The 20782-nt window shown below is 69.5% G+C and carries 18 protein-coding genes; 14 read left to right on the forward strand and 4 right to left on the reverse strand.

The genetic code is table 11. The features are described 5' to 3' along the window. Positions 1-17: 17 nt before the first annotated feature. Positions 18-1529: a Ppx/GppA phosphatase family protein gene (locus QT382_RS14265; RefSeq protein ID WP_289254769.1), complete on the forward strand. Its 1512-nt coding sequence runs from the start codon at positions 18-20 to the stop codon at positions 1527-1529. On the opposite strand, the gene ppk1 is transcribed toward QT382_RS14265, so the two are convergent. Next, positions 1516-3585, reverse strand: a complete 2070-nt coding sequence (gene ppk1, locus QT382_RS14270) for a polyphosphate kinase 1 (RefSeq protein ID WP_289254770.1) — start codon at positions 3583-3585, stop codon at positions 1516-1518. The two genes, QT382_RS14265 and ppk1, sit on opposite strands and share 14 nt — an antisense overlap. Before the next feature lie 63 nt (positions 3586-3648). On the opposite strand from ppk1, the gene QT382_RS14275 reads away from it, so the two are divergent. The 13 genes from QT382_RS14275 (at position 3649) to QT382_RS14335 (ending at position 18971) form a co-directional block, all read left to right on the forward strand. Further along, complete coding sequence (locus QT382_RS14275; protein WP_289254771.1) at positions 3649-4596, forward strand: hypothetical protein; 948 nt, start codon at positions 3649-3651, stop codon at positions 4594-4596. Continuing rightward, entirely contained in the window at positions 4593-6332 is a 1740-nt protein-coding gene (gene recJ, locus QT382_RS14280) for a single-stranded-DNA-specific exonuclease RecJ (RefSeq protein ID WP_289254772.1), read from the forward strand. The genes QT382_RS14275 and recJ overlap by 4 nt, the downstream gene beginning before the upstream one ends. Positions 6333-6339: 7 nt before the next feature. Beyond that, positions 6340-7137: a substrate-binding periplasmic protein gene (locus QT382_RS14285; RefSeq protein WP_289254773.1), complete on the forward strand. Its 798-nt coding sequence runs from the start codon at positions 6340-6342 to the stop codon at positions 7135-7137. Between the two features lie 49 nt (positions 7138-7186). Next, positions 7187-9439 (forward strand): TonB-dependent receptor, encoded by a 2253-nt coding sequence (locus QT382_RS14290; protein WP_289254774.1) that lies wholly within the window; start codon positions 7187-7189, stop codon positions 9437-9439. A gap of 135 nt (positions 9440-9574) precedes the next feature. After that, complete coding sequence (locus QT382_RS14295; RefSeq protein ID WP_289254775.1) at positions 9575-11401, forward strand: bifunctional diguanylate cyclase/phosphodiesterase; 1827 nt, start codon at positions 9575-9577, stop codon at positions 11399-11401. Positions 11402-11586: 185 nt separating this feature from the next. Further along, complete coding sequence (locus QT382_RS14300) at positions 11587-12441, forward strand: cytochrome c (protein ID WP_289254776.1); 855 nt, start codon at positions 11587-11589, stop codon at positions 12439-12441. Positions 12442-12477: 36 nt separating this feature from the next. Beyond that, positions 12478-13359 carry a 3',5'-nucleoside bisphosphate phosphatase gene (locus tag QT382_RS14305; RefSeq protein WP_289254777.1) on the forward strand — a complete coding sequence of 294 codons (882 nt, stop codon included), beginning with the start codon at positions 12478-12480 and terminating at the stop codon, positions 13357-13359. Continuing rightward, complete coding sequence (locus tag QT382_RS14310) at positions 13359-14279, forward strand: DMT family transporter (protein ID WP_289254778.1); 921 nt, start codon at positions 13359-13361, stop codon at positions 14277-14279. The genes QT382_RS14305 and QT382_RS14310 overlap by 1 nt, the downstream gene beginning before the upstream one ends. A 32-nt stretch (positions 14280-14311) precedes the next feature. Next, positions 14312-14938: an L-threonylcarbamoyladenylate synthase gene (locus tag QT382_RS14315; RefSeq protein ID WP_289254779.1), complete on the forward strand. Its 627-nt coding sequence runs from the start codon at positions 14312-14314 to the stop codon at positions 14936-14938. Between the two features lie 167 nt (positions 14939-15105). Beyond that, positions 15106-16653 carry a methyl-accepting chemotaxis protein gene (locus QT382_RS14320; protein ID WP_289254780.1) on the forward strand — a complete coding sequence of 516 codons (1548 nt, stop codon included), beginning with the start codon at positions 15106-15108 and terminating at the stop codon, positions 16651-16653. A gap of 83 nt (positions 16654-16736) precedes the next feature. Further along, a complete protein-coding gene (locus tag QT382_RS14325; protein WP_289254781.1) occupies positions 16737-17087 on the forward strand; it encodes an energy transducer TonB in 351 nt (116 codons plus the stop codon). Between the two features lie 193 nt (positions 17088-17280). After that, positions 17281-17664 (forward strand): BlaI/MecI/CopY family transcriptional regulator, encoded by a 384-nt coding sequence (locus tag QT382_RS14330; RefSeq protein ID WP_289254782.1) that lies wholly within the window; start codon positions 17281-17283, stop codon positions 17662-17664. Continuing rightward, complete coding sequence (locus QT382_RS14335; protein ID WP_289254783.1) at positions 17661-18971, forward strand: M56 family metallopeptidase; 1311 nt, start codon at positions 17661-17663, stop codon at positions 18969-18971. The genes QT382_RS14330 and QT382_RS14335 overlap by 4 nt, the downstream gene beginning before the upstream one ends. Here the strand turns inward: QT382_RS14335 and QT382_RS14340 are convergent, their stop codons facing one another. From QT382_RS14340 to QT382_RS14350, 3 genes are read right to left on the reverse strand one after another with little or no spacing between them, the layout of a single operon-like run. After that, positions 18972-19322 carry a RidA family protein gene (locus QT382_RS14340; protein ID WP_289254784.1) on the reverse strand — a complete coding sequence of 117 codons (351 nt, stop codon included), beginning with the start codon at positions 19320-19322 and terminating at the stop codon, positions 18972-18974. Beyond that, the gene (gene plsY, locus QT382_RS14345) at positions 19319-20047 is read right to left on the reverse strand and encodes a glycerol-3-phosphate 1-O-acyltransferase PlsY (protein WP_289254785.1); all 729 of its coding nucleotides are present in this window, start codon (positions 20045-20047) and stop codon (positions 19319-19321) included. Before plsY ends, QT382_RS14340 begins: the two co-directional genes overlap by 4 nt. Before the next feature lie 41 nt (positions 20048-20088). Continuing rightward, a complete protein-coding gene (locus tag QT382_RS14350; RefSeq protein WP_289254786.1) occupies positions 20089-20727 on the reverse strand; it encodes a hypothetical protein in 639 nt (212 codons plus the stop codon). Positions 20728-20782: the final 55 nt, after the last annotated feature.

Consider the following 20782-nt stretch of genomic DNA (forward strand, 5'->3'; position numbering starts at 1 on the left):
CCCGACAATCGCGGCCCATGAATGCCGTCTCCAGCCTTCCCCTGCCCCTGGCCGCCATCGACATGGGCTCCAACAGCTTCCGGCTGGAGATCGCCCAGGTGGCCGGCAGCCAGTACAAGCGCCAGCAATACCTGAAGGAGACCGTGCGCTTGGGTGGCGGCCTCGATGCCGACGGGTTGCTGACCGAGGAAGCAATGCAGCGCGGCCTGGACTGCCTGGCCCGCTTCAAGACCGCGCTGAGCGGCTTTGCCCCCGAACGCGTGCGCGCCGTGGCCACGCAGACGCTGCGCGAAGCCCGCAATCGCAATGCCTTTTTGGTGCGGGCCGAGCAGGCCCTGGGCTATCCGGTCGAGGTGATCTCGGGCCGCGAGGAGGCCCGGCTGATCTTCGGCGGCGTGGCCCGGCTGCAGCCCTCCGAACATACCCGGCTGGTGATCGACATAGGCGGCCGCTCGACCGAGATGATCCTGGGCCGCGGCCGCCAGCCGCTCAAGGCCGAGTCCTTCCAGATCGGCAGTGTCAGCCTTTCGATGCGCTTCTTCCCCGAGGGCCGCTTCACGGCCGAGGCCTTCCGCGCGGCGCAGATCGCCGCCGGTGCCGAGCTGGAGGAAGCCTTCAAGCAGTTCTCCCGCCAGCACAGCCAGCCGGCCTGGACCGAGGCGCTGGGCTCCTCCGGCACCGTAGGCGCCGTGGCCCAGCTGCTGGCCGGCAGCGGCATCACCGACGGCACGGTCACGCCGGAAGCGCTGCGCTGGTGCATGGAGCAATGCCTGGCGGCCGGCCACATGGACAAGCTGGCCCTGCCCGGACTCAAGGACGACCGCCGCGCCGTCGTAGCCGGCGGCCTGTGCATCCTCTACACCTTGCTGACCCAGTTCGGCATCGAGGCCCTGAAGCCGGCCAAGGGCGCGCTGCGACAGGGTGTCGTGTTCGAGCTGGCCCAGCGCCTGCAGCCGTCCGGCCGCATGGCCGAAGACCTGCGCGAACAGTCGGTGCAGGAGCTGCAGCGGCGCTTCCTGGTCGACACCGAACAGGCCCGCCGCGTGCGCGACCAGGCGCTGGGATTCCTGCGCCAGCTGCAGCCCAAGTCGCCGCCCGAGCTGCGGCGCGAGCTGGCCTGGGCGGCCGACCTGCACGAGATCGGCATGATGGTCTCCCACCATGACCATCACCGCCACAGCGCCTACCTGCTGTCGCATGTGGATGCGGCCGGCTTCTCGCAGAACCAGCTGCAGCGCCTGGGCGACCTGGCCCTGGGCCAGCGCGGTGGCCTGCGCAAGCTGGGCGAGCGGCTCGAAGACGAAAGCTTCGTCGCTCAGCTGCTGGCGCTGCGCCTGGCCGTGCTGCAGTGCCACGGCCGCGGCGCGCAGGCCGGCGCGGGCCTGAGCCTGCAGCGCGACGAACGCCGGGTGCGGGTCAAGGCCACGCCGGCCTGGACCCAGGCCAATCCGCGCTCGGCCTACCTGCTGCTCGAAGAGCTGCAGGCCTGGCAGCGCGGCGGCCCGCTGAACCTCGTTACTGCGGAATGAAGCGCCGCATCAGTGCCTGCTGGGCGCTGATGCCGTCGCCGCTGACGCGGTTGGCGCGGCCGTCCGGCCCCAGTTGCCAGGCATCCAGACTGTCGCTCAGGTAAGGCACCAGGCCTTCGTCGATCACGCGCTGGCGCAGCTTGGCATCCAGCACCGGCCAGGCCACCTCGATGCGGCGGAACATATTGCGGCTCATCCAGTCGGCACTCGACAGATAGAGCGCCTCATCCTCCTCGCCATCGCCCCACCTGAAGTAGCTGATGCGCGAATGCTCCAGGAAGCGGCCGACGACCGAGCGCACCACGATGTTGTCGCTGACACCCGGCAGGCCCGGCGGCAGCATGCAGGCGCCGCGCACTATCAGGTCGATACGGGCACCGGCCTGGGCCGTGCGCAAGAGCGCGGCAATCAGCTCGGCGTCGGTCAGCGCATTGATCTTGACCACCACGCGCGCCGGCTGGCCGCTGCGTGCGGCCTCCTCGACCTGGGCCAGGTGCTCGACCATGCGCGAATGCATGTTGAACGGCGCCACCAGCAGGCGCCGCGGCTCCTTGAACTTGCCCAGCGAGGCCAGCTGGCGGAACACCATGTCGGCGTCGGCACAGAGGTCTGGGTCGGCCGTCAGCATGCCGACGTCGGTGTAGAGCCGCGCGGTCTTGGGGTTGTAGTTGCCGGTGGACAGATGGGCGTAGCGGCGCAGCTGGGTCTTGCCGCCCTGCTTGCTGCTCTGCTCGCGGCGCGTGATCAGCAGCAGCTTGGCGTGGGTCTTGTAGCCGACGATGCCGTAGACCACCTGACAGCCCACGGCCTCCAGCCGCTCGGCCCAGTTGATGTTGGCCTCCTCGTCGAAGCGGGCCTTCAGCTCGACCACCACCATCACCTCCTTGCCGCGCCGCGCTGCCTCGATCAGCAGGTCCATCAGCTCGGACTTGGAACCGGTGCGGTAGACCGTCTGCTTGATCGCCAGCACGTCGGGGTCCTCGACCGCCTCGCGCAGCAGCTGCACCACCGGCTCGAAGCTCTCGAACGGATGGTGCAGCAGCACGTCACCCTTCTTGAGTCGATGGAAGATGGACTTGCCGCGCGGCAGCCGGCCCTCGGGCCAGACCGGCTCATGCGGCAGAAAGCGCAGCTCGGGCGCATCGGTCAGGTCGATCAGCTCGTTGAGCCGCACCAGGTTGACCGGGCCATTGACCCGGTACAACGCCGCCGGCGGCAGGGCAAATTGCTCGAGCAGGAAGCGCGACAGCTCCTCGGGGCAGGTATTGACCACCTCCAGCCGCACGGCACGGCCGAAGTGGCGCGTGGTCAGGCCCGAGCGCAGCGCATGGCGCAGATTGGCCACCTCTTCCTCGTCCACCTCCAGGTCCGAGTCGCGAGTGACGCGAAACTGCGAGAACGACTCCACCGTGCGGCCGGGAAACAGCTCCTCCAGGTGGGCGCGGATCACGCTGGTCAGCAGCACGAAGGACTGGCGGCCGTCCGAGATCGCGGCCGGCAGCTTGATCACCCGCGGCAGCACCCGCGGCACCTTGACGATGGCGATGCGGGTGTCGCGGCCGAAGGCATCCTTGCCCGACAGCCTGGCGATGAAGTGCAGCGACTTGTTCGCCACCTGCGGGAACGGATGGGCCGGGTCCAGCCCCACCGGCACCAGCAGCGGCCGCACCTCGCGCTCGAAGAAGCGGGCCACCCATTCGCGCTGGGCCTCGGTGCGGTCGGCGTGGTTCAGGATGACGATCTGCTGCTCGCGCAGCGCCGGCATCACCTGCTCGTTGAAGATGCCGTACTGCTCGTCGATCAGCAGATGGGCCTCGCGGGCCACGCGCTCGACGTCGCGATTGCTGACCAGGCCTTCGGGCGCGCGAGCGGCATCCAGCATGTCGGCGAAGCGCACCTCGAAGAACTCGTCCAGGTTGCTGGAAACGATGCAGATGTAGCGCAGCCGCTCCAGCAGCGGCACATCGGCGCGCTGGGCCTGGGCCAGCACGCGGCGGTTGAATTCAAGGATGGCCTGCTCGCGGTTGAGCAGAGGCGGATTGGCAAGGGCGCTCATGCGCCCCAGCTTAGGGAGCTTGTGTGACAGGGTCATGTCGATCCGCCCGGGATAATGCCGGCCATGCACCTGATGATCCCCCATGCCAGCGCCGCGGGTGAAGCCGCCGAGGCGGCACTGCAGACCCTGGTGCTGCCGCGCCTGGCGGCCCTGCTGGGCCTGCTGCAAGGCCAGGCCGGCCTTGAAGGCTCGGCCGCAAGCCTCAACACCCCGCACGAAAAAGCCCTGGCCCAAGCCCTGGGCTGGCCGGCCCTGCCCGACGGCTGCCTGCCGCTGGCGGCACGAGCCGCCGCCGCCGATGGCATCGATGTCGGTGAGCACAGCTGGGCCTTGCTCAGCCCCATGCACCTGCAAGTCAGCGCCGACCAGATCGCGGCCCTGGAGCCGGCCGCCCTGAACCTGTCGGAAGCCGAATCGCGCCAGCTGCTGGACGACCTGGCCGTCGCGCTGTTCCCGGCTGATGAAGGCTGGCGTCATGCCTGGGGCGCGCCCGACCGCTGGTTCGTGGCCCATGCCAGCCTGGCCGGCCTGGCCTCGGCCAGCCTGGAACGCGTCGTCAACCGCGGCGTCGACCCCTGGATGCCCGAGGCCCGTGCCCTGCGCACGCTGCAGAACGAATGCCAGATGGTCTTGCACCGCCATCCGCTCAACGAGCAGCGCGAGGCCCGTGGCGAGCTGATGGTCAACACGGTCTGGATCAGCGGCTGCGGCGCCGCCTTGGGCGGCTCGCTGCCGGCCGGCCTGCAGATCGACGAACGCCTGGTCCAGCCGCTGCTGGCCGGCGACTGGCCGAGCTGGTGTGATGCCTGGAAGGCGCTCGACGCCGGCCCTATCGCCGAGCTGCTGGACCGTGCCCGCCGCGGCGAAGCCGTCGCGCTGACGCTTTGCGGCGAGAGCGAGGCGCGCGAATTCCACCCGCAGACTCGGTCCACATGGCAGAGGCTCTGGAACGCCCTGTCGGCGCCACGGGTCGATGCGCCCGCCCTGCTCGCTTCGCTGTCCCGATCATGAGCCCGCAACTCCTCACCCGCGACGTGCCGCCGCGCGCCGCCTGGACCCTGGAGCAGGCCGGCGTCTCGCCGCTGCTGGCCCGCCTGCTCGCCGCCCGCGGCGTGACCAGCGCCGAAGAGCTGGACGACGGTCTGGCCCGCCTGCTGCCGCCCGAAGGCATGAAGGGCATGCTTGAAGCCGCCGCCCTGCTGGCCGACCTGCTTTCGGCGGGCGAGCGCGTCTGCATCGTGGCCGACTACGACTGCGACGGCGCCACCGCCTGCGCCACCGCCTTGCGCGGCCTGGCCCTGCTCGGCGCAAGACCCGGCACGCTGGACTACGTGGTGCCCGACCGCGCCATCCACGGCTACGGCCTGACGCCGGCCATCGCCGAACTGGCCCTGGCCAAGCGGCCGCATCTCCTGATGACCGTGGACAACGGCATCGCCAGCCTGGCCGGCGTCCAGCATGCCCAGCAGCTGGGCATGAAGGTGCTGGTGACCGACCACCATCTGCCGGCCCTGGTCGGCGAGCAGATCGTGCTGCCCGCCGCCGATGGCCTGGTCAATCCCAACCAGCCGGGCTGCGGCTTCGCCAGCAAGCACCTGGCCGGCGTCGGCGTGGTGTTCTACCTGCTGCTGGCGCTGCGCGGTGAGCTGCGCAAGCGCGGCGTGTTCGACGCGGCAACTCAACCGAAGCTGGACGGCCTGCTGGACCTGGTCGCCCTCGGCACCGTGGCCGACGTGGTGCGGCTTGATGCCAACAACCGCCGCCTCGTGGCCCAGGGCCTGCGCCGCATGCGGGCCGGCCGCATGCAGCCCGGCGTGGCCGCGCTGTTCGCCGCCGCCGGCCGCGATGCTTCGGCCGCCAACACCTTCGACCTCGGCTTCGCCCTGGGTCCGCGCATCAATGCGGCCGGCCGGCTGTCCGACATGACGCTGGGCATCGAATGCCTGCTGACCGAGGATCACGCGCGCGCCGCCGACCTGGCCAGGCAGCTGGACGCGATCAACCGCGAGCGCCGCGAGATCGAGGCCGGCATGCGCGAGGTGGCGGAGGAGAAGCTGGAGACCCTGATGCAAGGTCCGGCGTTGAAAGGCACGCCGCCGCCGGCCCTCGCCATTTACGAGCCCGACTTCCACGAAGGCGTGGTCGGCATCGTCGCCTCGCGGCTCAAGGACCGGGTCCATCGGCCGACCTTCGTGTTCGCCCTGGGCGCCGACGGATCGCTCAAGGGATCGGGCCGCTCCATCCCCGGCTTCCATCTGCGCGATGCGCTGGACCTGGTCAGCAAGCGCCACCCGGCGCTGCTGAAGAAGTTCGGCGGCCATGCGATGGCGGCCGGCTGCACGCTGGCCGGCCCCGAGGCCTTTGCCGGCTTCGACGAGGCGCTGCAGCAGGTGGCCCGCGAATGGCTGGACGAGGCCGCACTGACCCGCACGCTCAAGACCGACGGCGCCCTGCCGCCCGAGGCCTTCACGCCGCAGACGGTGCGCGAGCTGGACGGCCAGGTCTGGGGCCAGGCCTTCGAGGCGCCGCTGTTCTGCGACAAGGTCGAGGTGCTCAACCAGCGCATCGTCGGCGAGAAGCACCTGAAGCTGCGGCTTCGCCAGGGCCAGGTCTTGCGCGACGCCATATGGTTCGGCCGCACCGAGGGCCTGCCCGAGCGGGTGCGCCTGGCCTACCGGCTCAGCCTGGATGTCTGGAACGGCCAGGAAAGGGTGCAGATGGTGGTCGAGGCCGCGGAACAGGCATGATGCGGCCATGCCGCTTCACCAGCTGCTCGCCGCCCTGCTGCTCCTTGGCCTCGCGTCAGGACCGGCCGCCGCCGCCGAAGCGGCGGCCACCTGGCCCAGGCTGCTGAAGGTCTGCGGCGACGCCGGCGAATTCGCCCCCTTCACCTTTCGCGACCAGAGCCGACCGGGCCGGCCGGTGGCGGGCTACAACGTGGACCTGCTGCAGGCCCTGCTGGCCCCCAGCGGCGGCGAGCTGCGGATCACGCTCTTGCCCTGGAAGCGCTGCCTGGCCGATGCCGCACGCGGCGACTACGACCTGGTGCTCGATGCGGTCCGCGCCAAGGACCGTGAAGCCTTGTTCACCTACCCGCGCTCTCATTACCGCATCACGCCGATCGCGCTCTATCGACGCGCCGCACCGCCACCACCAATTCACAAGCCGGAAGACCTGGTCGGCCTGGATCAGTGCCGTGTGCAGGGCGTCAACTACTCGCTGCTCGGCATGACGCCCACGGTCGAATCCCGCAGCCTACCGGCCACGGCCAGGGGCGCCCTGGCCATGCTCAGGGCCGGCCGCTGCAAGCTGATGATCTGGGACGAGGAAATGATCGCGGTTCCGCGCCAGGCCAGCCACGGCGCGCTGACGCTGGATGCCGAGCTGGCCTATGTGCATCTGCCCTGGCTGCCCAAGGTCTCCATGTATTTCATGGTCAGCCGGGCCTCTCGGCAAAGCGCCCGGCTGGTGCGCTGGCTGGACGAGGGCATCGCGACGCTGCAGCGCAGCGGCGAGGCAGCGCGGCTGCACGAGCCCTATCGAGCGAACTGACAGCCCCTCGCCGCGGCGCTATGCTGGGCTCGCCTTCTGGGAGGCCGTCATGCCGCTTCTTCGTCACGCCATCTGCTGGCTGGGTGTGTTCGGATGCCTGCCCTGGCATGCACAGGCCACCGAGCCGACGCAGCTGGAGCCGGTCCTGGTCACCGCCCGCAAACGCGAAGAAAGCCAGCTGCAGGTGCCGCTGGCCGTGAGCCTGCTCGATGCCCGCACCCTGGACGACTACGGCATCCGCGACTTCAACGGCTATGCGCTCAGGATTCCGGGCCTGTCCTTTGCGTACGGCAATGGCAGCAGTGCCGGCGAGACCGGCACCGCGCTCGGCAACTCGCGCACCATCGCCATCCGCGGCCTATCCGGCGCCCGCACCACGGGCTACTACCTGGACGACGTGCCGCTGCCCGGTGCCGTCGATGCCCGCGTGCTGGACCTGGCCGGCATCGAGGTGCTCAAGGGTCCGCAAGGCAGCCTGTTCGGCGAGAGCTCGCTGGGCGGTACGGTGCGACTGATCAGCCGCTCGCCGATGCTCGACACCAGCGAGGCCCGCGCCAGTGCTGGCGCCGGCGGAGGCCAGGGCCAGGGCGGCTGGGACCGCAGCGCGCAAGCGATGCTCAACCTGCCGCTGCAGACCGGTCGTTCGGCCTTGCGGATGACCGCCTTCGGCGAAGGCCAGGCCGGCTGGCTGCAGCGCAGCTTCCGCAGCCGTGTCGACGATGCGAACTCGCCGCGCCTGCTCGTCGGCGACCAGGGCGCCCGCCGCAGCGGCGGTGCCTCGCTGCACGGCCTGCTGCGCCTGGACAACGGCCTGGAGCTGAGCCTGCGCCTGCTGCACCAGCGTCAGCACTACCACGGTCAGCCGGCCGCCTATGCGCCGCTGCCGGCCTTCGAGCCTCAGCCCCTGCTGGACCGGCTGGCCGACATCCAGCCCGAGGCACAGGACCGCTGGACCCTGGCCGCCCTGGTGCTGCGCTGGCGCGGCGAAGGCTGGCGCCTGGTGTCCAGCACCAGCCGGTTTAGCCGCCAGGCCGACGACCTGGAGGACAGCAGCGAGGGCACGCTGCAATACCTGACGAGCTACGGCCTGGGCACGCCGCCGGCGCAGGGCTTTGCCTGGCAGGCCAGCCGCCACAGCCGCCAGACCAGCCACGAGACCCGGCTGCTCTTGAACGAAGGCGGACGCTGGAGTGCCACGCTGGGCGTCTACCTTTCACGGCTCAGCACGCTGCGCGACACGCCGCCGGTGTTCGGCCGCGAGGTATTGGGCCAGACCGGCCAGACCCTGCTCTGGCTGTTCGACGACCGCTACCGCCAAAGCGACAGCTCGCTGTTCGGCGAGCTGGACCTGCGCCTCGCACAAGACCTGACCCTGAGCCTGGGCGAGCGCTTCTACCGCCTGAGCCAGGACGACCGCACGCATTTCAATGGGGCCCTCTACGGCCTGGACTTCCGCTCGCAGACCGAGAGCCGGGCGAACGGCCACAACCCGCGCCTGGCCCTGGCCTGGCAGGCCGCACCGGACCGGCTGTTCTATGCCTCGGCCGGCAAGGGATTCCGGGCCGGCGGCGCCCAGGCCGACCTGACGCCGCTGCTGGGCGGCTGCGTCAGCGCCGACGAAGCGCGCCGCCTGGCCCGCGTGGCGCCGGATTCGGTCTGGAGCTACGAACTGGGCGCCAAGCGCGGCTGGACCGACCCGGGCCTGCTGCTGACCGGCGCTCTCTACCGCATCGACTGGCGCGACATCCAGCAGCCGGCCCTGATCCCGGCCTGCGGCTTCTACCTGCTGGGCAACGCCGGCAGTGGCCGCATCAATGGCGGCGAGATCGAACTGAGCGGCCGGGCCACGAGCGGCCTGCAGTTGCGACTGGGGCTGGGCTGGAGCGATGCGCGGATCACCGAGCAGGGCTCGGCACGCCTGGCGGTGGGCAACCGGATTCCCCAGGTTCCGCGCTGGAATGCCACCGCCGGCCTGCACTACAGCCATTCCGTGCATGCCGGCCTGGCCGCCAGCCTGGCCCTGGACCTGAGCGCCGTCGGCGACAGCATCTCCTACAACTCCACCAGCACGCCGCTGCGCCGGCCGGCCTACCGGATCGCCAACCTGCAGTTGGGCCTGCAGTGGAGCACGAGTCAGGTCAAGCTCGGTATCAGCAATCTGGGCAATGCCCACCCCAACCTGGGCGACCTGGGCTATCTCGGCTACCTGCGCTTCGAGGCCGACGGCATCACCCCGCGGCCCATGGTGGCCACGCTGCCGCCGCGCCGCTGGCTGCTGAGCTACGAGCACAGCTTCGACTAGCGGCTCGTCTGAGCATTTCCGCACGCCGACCCTGCCTTTCGCACCGGGCATCCGCCGCGCGGGCGGCCTGTCAAGGAACTGCCACATGGCCTCGAAAGAATGCGCCCGCAACCGCGCTGCGAGCGCCTTCATCCGATGCCCGAACTTGTCACTCCCCTCACGCCGCGCCACGACCTGCTGGCCCTGCAGCTGTCCAACCTGATCAGCCAGCAGAGCTTCGAGGTCCACTTCCAGCCGCTGGTCGACGTCAACCGTGCCGGCATCCTCGGCTACGAGGCCCTGACCCGAGGCCCCGCCGATTCGCCCTTGCATTCGCCGCTGGTCCTGTTCGAAGCGGCAGCTCGACTGGGTCGGCTGGTCGAACTGGAACGCCTGGTGGTGCGCAAGGCACTGCGGCGCTTCCGCGAGCTGGCGCTGCCGGGCCAGGTCTTCCTCAACCTCACGGCCGACACCCTGCTGGCCGCCGAGGGCCGGGTCGAGCAGATCGCCCATGAGTTCGCCGAGCTGGACATGCCGCCCTCGCGCATCGTCATCGAGCTGACCGAGACCCGGCCCATCCTCGAGCCCGAGCGGCTCAGCGCCTCGCTGGAGGGTCTGCGCGCGCTGGGCTTCGTGGTCGCGCTGGACGACCTGGGCGAGGGCTTTGCCAGCCTGAAGCGCTGGATGGACATCCGGCCCGACTTCGTCAAGATCGACCGGCACTTCATCGACGGCATTTCGCAGGAGCCGCTGAAGCAGCAGTTCGTGCGCTCCATCCTGGAGATGGCGGCCTCCAGCGGCTGCACCGTGATCGCCGAGGGCCTGGAGCAGACCGGCGGCCTGGGCGTGCTGCGCGAGCTGGGCGTGCCGGTCTGCCAGGGCTATCTGCTGGCACGGCCGGCCAGCAGCCCGCGCGCCACGCTGCGGGCCGAGGTGGCCACGCTGCTGCGCGGCGGCAACAACCCGCGCAGCTTCGGCAGCCTGCCGGGCGCCATCACCCAGGCCGCCCAATTGGCCCAGCGCGGCCACACGGTCTCGGGCCGCATCGACTGCCAGTCGGTGGTGGAGATGTTCACCGGCGACGAGCAGCTCTATGCGCTGCCGGTGCTGGACGCCGACAACCGGCCCATAGGCATCCTGCGCTCGCTGCAGGTGCTCAAGCGCAGCGCCGAGCGCTACTTCATGGACATCCACCGCCGCCACAGCTGCACCGTGCTGATGGATCCTCAGCCGCTGCTTTTCGACGTCAGCACCTCGCTGCGGTCCATGAGCGAAACCATCGCCAACCTGGACGACCGGCTGATGGTGGACGGCTTCATCGTCACCAAGGGCGGCCAGTATTTCGGCAGCGGCCGCACCTCGGACCTGCTCAAGGCCGTGTCCGACCTGCAGGTGCATTCGGCCCGCTATGCCAACCCGCTGACCCTGCTGCCGGGCAATGTGCCCATCGACCATCACCTCGACGGCCGCCTGGCCGAGGGCCAGCCCTTCGTCGTGGCGCTCTGGGACATCGACAACTTCAAGCCCTTCAACGACAGCTACGGCTACCGCTCCGGCGACGAGGTGATCAAGTTCACCGCCGCGCTGCTGAGCCAGGTGGCCGATGCCGAGCAGGACTTCGTCGGCCACATAGGCGGTGACGACTTCCTGATGGTGTTGGGCTCGGCCGATTGGGAACAGCGCCTGCACCAAGTCTGCCAGGGCTTCGATGCCGGCGTGCGCCGCTTCTTCAGCGACGAGCACCTGCAGCGCGGCGGCTACACCACCTTGAACCGCCAGAACCAGCCCTCGTTCCACCCCTTGCCGACGCTGAGCGCCGGCGTGGTGGCGGTGCGCTCCAGCAGCGGCTTCGAAAGCGCCCAGGCGCTGTCGGCCGCCTTGATCGAACCCAAGCGCGTCGTCAAGAGCCGCAGTGGGCCCAGCCGCTTCTTCCTCGAACGGCGCACGCCCGAGCTGCCCAGCCTGCTGCCCGCCGCCGCCTGATTGCCGCTCTTGCAGTCCGCAGGCGATTGCTGCCTTCACCGGCGCCCAGGACCCGGCGCCGGCCTGCCGACCTTCAGTCTTTGAGAGGACGGCTCAGGGCAATCCATGAGGCCGACCGCCTTCCCTCGCGGCCTGGACAGGACTAGGCTGGCTCGCCCCCTTGGCCCTGACCCCTGCGAGGTTGTATGAGCAGACTCTGGCGCTTGGTACTTGGCGGACTGGTCGCGGCCGTGCCGCTGGCGGCCTGGTCCGATGTCACGGCGGACCGACTGGCCCGCGGCAAATACCTGATGGACTCGGTGGTGGCCTGCGGCAACTGCCATGTCCAGCGAGGGCCCCAGGGCGAGCCGCTGTTCGAGCGCGGCCTCTCGGGCGGCTTCAAGTTCGACGCGCCGCCGTTCACCTCTTACGCTGCCAACATCACGCCCGATGCCGAGACCGGCATAGGCCGCTGGACCGAAGCCCAGTTGGTCAAGGCGATCCGCGAGGGCGTGCGGCCCGACGGCAGCCTGATCGGCTGGCCCATGCCCATCGAGTACTACCGCCATCTGTCCGACGACGATGTCGCCGCCCTGGTGGCCTACCTGCGGGCGCAGCCGGCCGTGGCCAATGCCGTGCCCAAGTCGGTCTACCGGATCCCGCTGCCGGCCAGCTACGGGCCGCCGGTAGGCAAGGTCAAGGCGCCGCCGGCCAAGGACCTGCGGCGCTACGGCGAATACCTGGCCAACATCGCGCACTGCATGGAGTGCCACACGCCGCGCGACGACAAGGGCGAACTGATCGAGAGCCGACTCGGCGCCGGCGGCCAGCCCTTCAAGGGGCCCTGGGGCGTCAGCGTCTCGCGCAATCTGACGCCCGACGCGGCCGGCCTCAAGAGCTGGAGCGATGCTCAGATCGCCCAGGCCATACGCACCGGCGTGCGGCCGGACGGCCAGGCCCTGAAGCCGCCGATGGGCTTCGGCTTCTACAGCAAGATCAGCGACGCCGACATGAAGGCCCTGATCGCCTACCTGCGCTCGCTGAAACCGCAGAAGCCCTGAGCCGGCCGGGGCGGCGGTGGCCGCGATAATGCGCGGGTGAACAGCGCCCCCACACTCCACGCCCTCAGCAATGCCGACCTGCATTGCCATTCCAAGGTCTCCGATGGCACGCTGGAGCCCGAGGCACTCGCGGCCCGCGCCAAGTCGCAGGGCGTCGAGCTGTGGGCGCTGACCGACCATGACGAGGTCGGCGGCCAGCAGCGGGCCATGGACGCCGCCCTGGCCCTGGGCCTACCTTACCTGACCGGCACCGAGATCTCGGTCAGCTTCGCCGGCAAGGTGGTCCACATCGTGGGCCTGGGCTTCGACCACAACAATGCCGAGTTGGTGGCCGGCCTGCGCGCCACCCGCGGTGGCCGCGAGCCGCGCGCCCGCGAGATGGCCGAGGGCCTGGCCCAGGTCGGCATCAAGGGCGCCTTCGAGGGCGCGCTGCGCTACGTAGGCAATCCCGAGCTGATCTCGCGCACCCATTTCGCCCGCTGGCTGGTCGATGCCGGCCATTGCAGCGACGTGCCCGAGGTGTTCCGCCGCTTCCTGACGGAGGGCAAGCCCGGCTTCGTGCCGCACAAATGGGCTTCGCTGCGCGACGCGCTGCGCTGGGTCCACGAGGCCGGCGGCCTGACGGTGATCGCCCATCCGGCCCGCTACGGCTTCACGCCCACCGAGGAATACGCGCTGTTCACCGAGTTCATCGGCCACGGCGGCCGCGGCGTCGAGGTGGTGACCGGCAGCCACACGGCGGCCGAGGCGGTCAAGTACGGCGACATGGCCCAGGAGTTCGGCCTGCTCGCCTCGCGCGGCTCGGACTTCCACAGCCCCGACGAGAGCCACACCGAGCTGGGCTCCCTGCCCGGCCTGCCCGGCAAGCTGGAGCCGGTCTGGCTGGCGCTGCAGGACCGCATCCACCTGCCGAGCTGATGGCCGCTCCTGCCCAGCGGCCCGCCCTGGGCATTGCCCTCGTGTTCCTGATGGCGGCCTGCTTCGCCAGCATGGACAGCCTGACCCGCCACCTGGGCTCCACCCTGGCCCTGCCGGTGCTCCTGATCATGTGGGCCCGCTACAGCGTGCAGGCGGTGGGCATGGCCGTGTGGCTGGGCCTGGCGGGCAGCTTCCGCAGCGCACATCCGCGCTTCCAGCTGCTGCGCGGCCTGCTGCTGCTGGCCACCAGCGCGATGAGCTTCTTCGGCGTGCAGTACATGCCGGTGGCCGAGTTCACCTCGATCAATATGCTGACCCCGGTGGTCGTGACCCTGCTGGCGGCCATGTTGCTGCACGAGCAGGTGTCGCCGCTGCGCTGGACCCTGGTGATAGGCGGCTTTGCCGGCGCCCTGATCGTGATGCGGCCGGGCAGCGGCCTGTTCGGATGGGCCGTGCTGTTTCCGCTGGCCGGCGCGCTCTGCTATGCCAGCTTCCAGGTGCTGACCAGCAAGCTGTCCTCGCTGGAGAACCCGCTGACCACGCATTTCTACACCGGGCTGACTGGCTCGCTGCTGCTGAGCGCCCTGCTCTTGCTGGGGCCCTGGTCGGTCTGGCCGCAGCTGCTGGCCGCGCCGGCCTGGCAATGGGGGCTGTTGCTGATCGTAGGCCTCCTGGGCACGACCGGCCATCTGCTGCTGATCCTGTCGCTCGGCCTGGCTCCCACGGCCACGCTGATGCCCTTCAGCTATGCGCAGATCGCCTTTGCCGCCGCCATAGGCTGGTTCGCCTTCGACCATGCGCCCGACGGCTTCGCCTGGCTGGGCATGGCCGTGGTCTCGGCTTGCGGCGCGGCCGCGGCCTGGCTCAATGTCCGCGAGAAGCAACAAGCCGCGGTTTCCACCGACACGATCGCCGATTGAAGCTCGGCTCTGCAGGGTGAGAATCGGCCGCCATGGCCCAGACTTTCGATGTTCATCCCGACAACCCGCAGGCCCGCTTCCTGCGCCAGGCAGCACAGATCCTCGACAAGGGCGGCATAGCGGCCATCCCGACCGATTCCAGCTATGCCCTGGTCTGCCATCTGGACGACAAGGCGGCCACCGAGGCCCTGCGGCGCATACGCGGCGTCGACGACAAGCATCACCTGACCCTGCTGTGCCGCGACCTCAGCGAGCTGGCCAACTACGCCCGTGTCGACAACAAGCAGTACCGATTGCTGAAGGCGGCCACGCCCGGGCCCTTCACCTTCATCCTCGAAGCCACCAAGGAAGTGCCGCGCCGGCTGCACCATCCCTCGCGCCGCACCATAGGCTTGCGCGTGCCCGACCATGGCGTCACCCAGGAATTGCTGACGATCTTCGGACAGCCGCTGCTGGCGACCACCCTGATTCCGCCCGGCGAGAGCGAGCCGCTGAACGACCCGGACGAGATTGCCGAGCGCTACGACCACCAGCTGCAGCTGGTCATCAAATCGGGAGCCTGCGCGATGCAGCCCACCACGGTGATAGACCTCAGCGGCGAGGAGCCGGCGATCGTCCGCCTGGGTCGTGGCGACCCGGCCGCACTGGGCCTGTCCTGAGCTCGCGCCAGAGCAGATATCCGGTTCTGCAAAGAGCCGAGCCGTGCTAGCGTTGGGGCCGGGCCTCGCTGCATCGAGGACTGTCGTAGGGAGTTGGTTTCGACCGGGCTCAAAGGCCCGGCACTTCGAACGAACAGGCCCCCGGGGCCGGACAACTAGGAAGCGCTATGGGACTGCTGACGCAACTTCGCATCGGCCAACGGCTCGCCTGGAGCTACGGCCTCCTGATCCTGCTGCTGGTCATCATCGGCATCTACGGCGGCTACAGCGCCAACCGATTGGCCAAGGACCTGGACCGCACGGCCAACCAGAGCCTGGTCAAGATCAATGCGGCCAATGCGCTGTCCGAAAACGTCAACGTCTTCGCCCGCGCCTCGCGCGACCTGCTGCTGCTGGACGAAGCCCGCCAGATCAAGAAGCAGAAGGCGGCGCTGGACGATGCCCAGCAGGCCAGCATCGACCAGCTCGCCAAGCTCAAGGCCGGCGCCGAGGAAGGCAAGGAGTCCGAGCTGATCTCCAAGGCCAAGAGCACGCAGGACCAGTTCCTGGAAGCCATCGCCAAGTTCCGCAAGGTGCAGCAGGACGCCAGCCCGGACGAAGCCCGCGAGGCGCTGATCACCGGCGTCAGACCGGCCCAGCAGGCCTACCAGGAAGCGCTCAAGGCCCTGGTCGACCTGCAATACGAAAGTGCTCACGACCTGGCCGTGGCCGGCGGTGACCTGGCCAAGAATGCGGTGGTCGTGACCGTGGTCCTGGTGATCGCGGCGGCGCTGTTTGGCGTGCTCGGCGGCCTCACGATCTCGCGTTCCATCGTGGTGCCGGCGCGCGCCGCCCAACGTGCGGCCGAGGCCATCGCCCAGGGCGACCTGACGCGCGAGATCACCAGCGAAGGCCGCGACGAACTGGCGCAGATGCTGCAGGCCATGCGCGAGATGCAGGACGCACTGGTCGGCGTGGTGCGCAGCGTGGGCTCGGCCGCCAGCGAGGTGGCCGACAGCTCCAGCGTGATCGCCAACAGCAACAACGACCTGTCGGACCGCACGGCCCGCTCGGCCGCCAGCCTGCAGAACACCGCCGCCTCGGTCGAGCAGATCGCCGCCAACCTCAGCGGTGCCAGCGAGCTGACTCGCAAGGCGGCGGCCATCGCCAGCACGGCCCGTCAGTCGGCCTCGACCGGTGGCCGCGTGGTGTCCGAGGTGGTGTCCACCATGGAGGACATCAGTGCCAGCTCCAAGAAGATCGGCGACATCATCGGCGTGATCGACGGCATCGCCTTCCAGACCAATATCCTGGCCCTGAACGCCGCCGTGGAAGCCGCCCGTGCCGGCGAGCATGGCAAGGGCTTCGCCGTGGTCGCCACCGAGGTGCGCGCCCTGGCCTCGCGGGCCGCCGCTGCGGCCAAGGAAATCAAGCAGCTGATCCAGGAAAGCACCGAGAAGGTGGACAGCGGCACCGGCCTGGTCAACAACGCCGGCAAGACCATCACCAGCGTGGTCGACGAGGTCAATCACATGGGGCAGCTGATCGAGGAGATCTCGCACTCGGCCCAGGAGCAGGCCTCGGGCGTGGGCGTGGTCAACCAGGCCATGAACGAGCTGGACAAGAGCACCCAGCAAAATGCCAGCCTGGTCAGCGAGCTGAATCGCTCGACCGAGGCCCTGACCAGCAGTTCTTCACGACTGCTGGAGGCGGTTGGCTTCTTCCGTACCGCCTGAGGGGCAAAAAAGGCCTCATGATGGCGCCTGTCGTTGAAATCTCTACCCGATACAACCGCTTCGAATCACAAGGAGATCCGTCCATGCAAGCCGTCGTCAACCAGCCCTGGCGCACCCACCTGGCCAAGCGCTGCGCCGTCGCCCTGATAGGCGCCCTGCTGGCCGTCGGTGCCATCGCCGCTCCCAAGGTCATCAAGAAGGTGCCGCCGGAGTTCCCGCGCGAGGCCGCCCAGAAGGGCATCGCCAACGGCAGCGTCAAGGCCGAACTGACCATAGGCGCCGATGGCACGGTCACCGACGTCAAGATCCTCGAGGCCGAACCCAAGCGGGTGTTCGACAAGGCCGTGATCGCCGCGCTGAAGGAATGGAAGTACGAAGGCACCGGCGAAAAGCAGACCGCCGAAGTCAAGCTGGTGTTCCGTAACGAGGACTGAGGCTGCACTTGCAAAGCCGCCTGCGCGGCTTTGTCAGGCAGCATCAGGCCGGATCCTGTCTTGCAGGATCCGGCTGAGCCGCAAAGAGAAAGGCCGCCTCGCGCGGCCTTTTTTCATTTCCGCGTCGCCCCTCTTGACAGCATCGATTACGTGCGTAAACATCCGCTCATGTTTACAACCGTAATCGATTGCCATGCCCACGATCTCCGAGGCTGAGGCCCAGGTCATGGAAGTGCTCTGGGCCGCCGACGCCCCCTTGAGCACCGAAGACATCGCCAGCGCCCTGCAGGGCCGCCAGGACTGGCAGCTGGCCACGATCAAGACCCTGCTCAACCGCCTGCTCAACAAGGGCGCCGTCGCGGCCGACAAGGACGGCCGGCGCTACCTCTACACGCCCCGACTGAGTCGCGAGGACTGGGCCGGCGAACAGGCCACCGGCCTGCTGGACCGGCTGTTCGGCGGCAGCCTGGCGCCGCTGGTGGCCCAGTTCGGCAGCCAGCGCAAGCTCAGGCCCGACGAGGTCGAGGCGCTCAGGCAGCTGCTGCAGGACTACGACAAGGCGGAGAAGAAGAAATGATGATGCCCCCCCTGAGCGACCCCATGAACTGGCTGGCCCTGCTGGCCCGCCAGACCCTGGTGCTGGGACTGGCCGTGCCCCTGCTGCTGGCCCTGCGCCGGCCGTTGCAGCAGCGCTTCGGCGCCAGCCTGGCCTATGCGTCCTGGCTGCTGTTGCCGCTGCTGATGCTGGCCGCCTGGCTGCCGAGCAGTCCGCCGGCCCGGGCGCTGAGGGCCGAGGTGGTCACCCGGCTGGAACCGCTGCTGGGCGTTGCGATGCCCGCGCTGCCGCCGCCGTCTCAACCGATGTGGCCGGCCCTGCTGGCCGCGCTGTGGCTGGTCGGCGCCCTGGCCTGCCTGGCACGCCTGGTCGTGCTGCAGCGCCGCTACATGCAAGGCCTGACCCTGCAAGGCCGCCAGTGGCAGGGCCCGGCCGGCAGCAGCCCGGCCCTGGTCGGCCTCCTGAAGCCGCGCCTGGCCCTGCCGGCTGACTTCGGCCAGCGCTTCGATGCCGAGCAGCAGCAGTTGGTGCTCGCCCATGAAGAGGTGCACCAGCGGCGGCGCGACAACCACTGGAACGCGCTTGGCGCCCTGCTGTGCCTGGTCCACTGGTTCAACCCGCTGGCCTGGCTGGCCCTGCGGCGCATGCGCGCCGACCAGGAACTGGCCTGCGACGCCGCCGTGCTGGCCCGTCATCCCGGCCGCGAGGCCGCCTATGGCCGCGCCCTGCTGCTGGCCCAGGCTCCGAATCCCGTCCCCAGCACCGGCCTGCCCTGGGCCAGCTGGCAGTCCACCCATCCCCTGATCGAAAGGATAGAAATGCTCAAGCAACACAGCGGTTCCGCCGCACGCCGCAAGCTGGGAATGGCCCTGCTGGGCCTGCTGGCCGTGGCCGGCACCGGCACGGTCCAGGCCCTGCATGCGGATGCAAGGCCCGAAACGGCCAGCATCGAGCTGCGCATGGAGATCGCGGTCACCGACAGCCCGGGCGGCGTCGCCAGAACCCAGCGCAGCCAGCCCACGCTGCGCGTCCATCCGGGCAAGCCGGCGCTGGTGATGTTCAACGGCGCGCCGGACAAGCCATCGGCCGATCAGCTCGCCATCGAGGTCATCGCCGAGGACCTGGGCGACAACAAGGTGAAGCTCTCGCTGGACCTGAAGAAGGGCGACCCCCTGGTCAGCATGGCCAAGCCTCGCCTCGTCACCAAGGATGGCGTGAAGGCCCTGATCGAGCTCGGCAACAAGGTCGAGTACGGCAGCAAGGACGGCGGCGACATGCTGTCGATCGCCATCACGCCTTCGGTTCTCGCCAAGCCCAAGAAGGACTGATCAGAGCGCCGCCTTCACGACGATCTCGACCTTCCATTCCGGCCGCGCCAGCGGCGCGATCACGGTGGCGCGCGGCGGCGCGCTGCCGGCCGCCACCCAGGCATCCCAGGCGGCGTTCATGCCGGGGAAATCGGCCCGGTCGGTGATGAAGATCTGGGCCATCAGGATCCTGCTCTTGTCGCTGCCGGCACGCTCCAGCAGCTTGTCGATGGCGGCGAGCACCTGGGCCGTCTGGCCGGTGATGTCGGCCGTCGCGTCCTCGGGCACCTGGCCGGCCAGGTAGGCCACGCCGTTGTGCACGGCCATTTCCGACAGGCGTGCGCCCACGTCGAATCGTTGGATCTCGCTCATGGCTTGCTCTTGCCTTTCTTGGCATGGTGATGCGAATGGCCCCGGGCCTCGTAGCCCTGGCCATGCGGATGTTTCTTGCTCGTGCCTGAGGCCGGTGCGGCCGCGGCGGCGGTGGCCTTCTGGCCCAGCTTGCTCTCGGTGCCGTTGAGCAGCTTCTGGATATTGGCCGCATGGCGCCAGACCAGCAGCAGGCTCAGCACCAGGATGGCGAGCACCGTCGGCGAGGCGCCCCAGATCAGCATCTGGTAGAACGGCGCGAACACGGCCGAGACGATGGCGGCCAGCGAGGAATAGCGCGAGAACCAGGCGATGATGGCCCAGGTCAGCAGCGTTGCGGCGCCCAGCAGCGGATTGATCGCCAGCAGCACGCCGGCCGCCGTGGCCACGCCCTTGCCGCCCTGGAAGCGAAAGAACACCGGCCACAGATGGCCCAGGAAGGCCGCCAGGCCGACCAGCGCCGGTGCATCCTCGCCCAGGCCGAAGCGCTCGCCCCAGATCACCGTGGCCAGCACCGGCAGATAGCCCTTGAGCGCGTCGAACACCAGGGTCAGGATGGCGGCGACCTTGTTGCCTGAGCGCAGTACATTGGTGGCACCGGGGTTGCCCGAGCCGTAGGAGCGCGGGTCCGACAGGCCCATGAACTTGCTGACGATGACGGCGAAGGACAGCGAGCCGATCAGGTAGGCGGCCAGGGCCGCCAGCAGCGGGGACAAGGTGTTTTGCATGGGCCGCTATTCTGCCCTGCCGCCGGGGCCGGCCCGCCGGCTCAACTGGCAATGCGCGGCCAGCGCCGCGGGGCCGCACGCCTCAGCCGGAAGACGCCGGGGTCGTAGGCGCAGGCCAGCAGCAGGGTCGACACCCGCTCATGCCAGAGCCGGCCGAGCCGGGGCAGGTCGTCCTCGGTCAGCTGGCCGGCATCCCAGCGCGCCAGCACCGCCTGCAGCGGCTCGGCCAGCGGCAGCATGTCCAGGTCGGCCTCGGCATCGACCGCCTGGCCGTTGTCCAGCCGGGTGAAACGCATGGCCAGCGGCAGGTCCGGCGAGTAGCGCTGCAGGCCGACCCGCGCGAAGCGCCCGGCAATGCCCTTGAAGCCGCTGCCGCCGGCCGCGCCGGTCAGCATCTGCACGACGCTGGCCACCACGCCGGTGCTGCCGACCCGGGCATCGTTCCTCAGCTCGACCCGGATGCCGCCACGCTGCGGAAATTCGTCGCCGTAAAGCTCGTTCAGGGCCCGCCAGGTCAGCCAGTAGCTGGCCGCCACGGTCGGGCAGGAATGGCCGGTCAGGCGCACCACGTCGTCGTAGCCGTACTCGAGGACACCGCCTTCGGCACAGCCCAGGGCGGCGGCCAGCGGATCGAGCACGCGCAGCCGCGGCACCTGGTCGAAATAGGCGGGGAACTTCATGGACGCTATTGACGCATCGGTGGGCGAATAGCGGCTTGATGCTTCGCAAGCCGCG

The organism is Pelomonas sp. SE-A7 (genome assembly GCF_030345705.1).
Lineage (GTDB): Bacteria > Pseudomonadota > Gammaproteobacteria > Burkholderiales > Burkholderiaceae_C > JAUASW01.

Coding starts and splice junctions, on each gene's coding strand:
- QT382_RS14265 (WP_289254769.1), top strand. CDS start 18: ATGAATGCCGTCTCCAGCCTTCCCCTGCCCCTGGCCGCCATCGACATG.
- ppk1 (WP_289254770.1), bottom strand. CDS start 3,585: ATGAGCGCCCTTGCCAATCCGCCTCTGCTCAACCGCGAGCAGGCCATC.
- QT382_RS14275 (WP_289254771.1), top strand. CDS start 3,649: ATGCACCTGATGATCCCCCATGCCAGCGCCGCGGGTGAAGCCGCCGAG.
- recJ (WP_289254772.1), top strand. CDS start 4,593: ATGAGCCCGCAACTCCTCACCCGCGACGTGCCGCCGCGCGCCGCCTGG.
- QT382_RS14285 (WP_289254773.1), top strand. CDS start 6,340: ATGCCGCTTCACCAGCTGCTCGCCGCCCTGCTGCTCCTTGGCCTCGCG.
- QT382_RS14290 (WP_289254774.1), top strand. CDS start 7,187: ATGCCGCTTCTTCGTCACGCCATCTGCTGGCTGGGTGTGTTCGGATGC.
- QT382_RS14295 (WP_289254775.1), top strand. CDS start 9,575: ATGCCCGAACTTGTCACTCCCCTCACGCCGCGCCACGACCTGCTGGCC.
- QT382_RS14300 (WP_289254776.1), top strand. CDS start 11,587: ATGAGCAGACTCTGGCGCTTGGTACTTGGCGGACTGGTCGCGGCCGTG.
- QT382_RS14310 (WP_289254778.1), top strand. CDS start 13,359: ATGGCCGCTCCTGCCCAGCGGCCCGCCCTGGGCATTGCCCTCGTGTTC.
- QT382_RS14315 (WP_289254779.1), top strand. CDS start 14,312: ATGGCCCAGACTTTCGATGTTCATCCCGACAACCCGCAGGCCCGCTTC.
- QT382_RS14320 (WP_289254780.1), top strand. CDS start 15,106: ATGGGACTGCTGACGCAACTTCGCATCGGCCAACGGCTCGCCTGGAGC.
- QT382_RS14325 (WP_289254781.1), top strand. CDS start 16,737: ATGCAAGCCGTCGTCAACCAGCCCTGGCGCACCCACCTGGCCAAGCGC.
- QT382_RS14330 (WP_289254782.1), top strand. CDS start 17,281: ATGCCCACGATCTCCGAGGCTGAGGCCCAGGTCATGGAAGTGCTCTGG.
- QT382_RS14335 (WP_289254783.1), top strand. CDS start 17,661: ATGATGATGCCCCCCCTGAGCGACCCCATGAACTGGCTGGCCCTGCTG.
- QT382_RS14340 (WP_289254784.1), bottom strand. CDS start 19,322: ATGAGCGAGATCCAACGATTCGACGTGGGCGCACGCCTGTCGGAAATG.
- plsY (WP_289254785.1), bottom strand. CDS start 20,047: ATGCAAAACACCTTGTCCCCGCTGCTGGCGGCCCTGGCCGCCTACCTG.
- QT382_RS14350 (WP_289254786.1), bottom strand. CDS start 20,727: ATGAAGTTCCCCGCCTATTTCGACCAGGTGCCGCGGCTGCGCGTGCTC.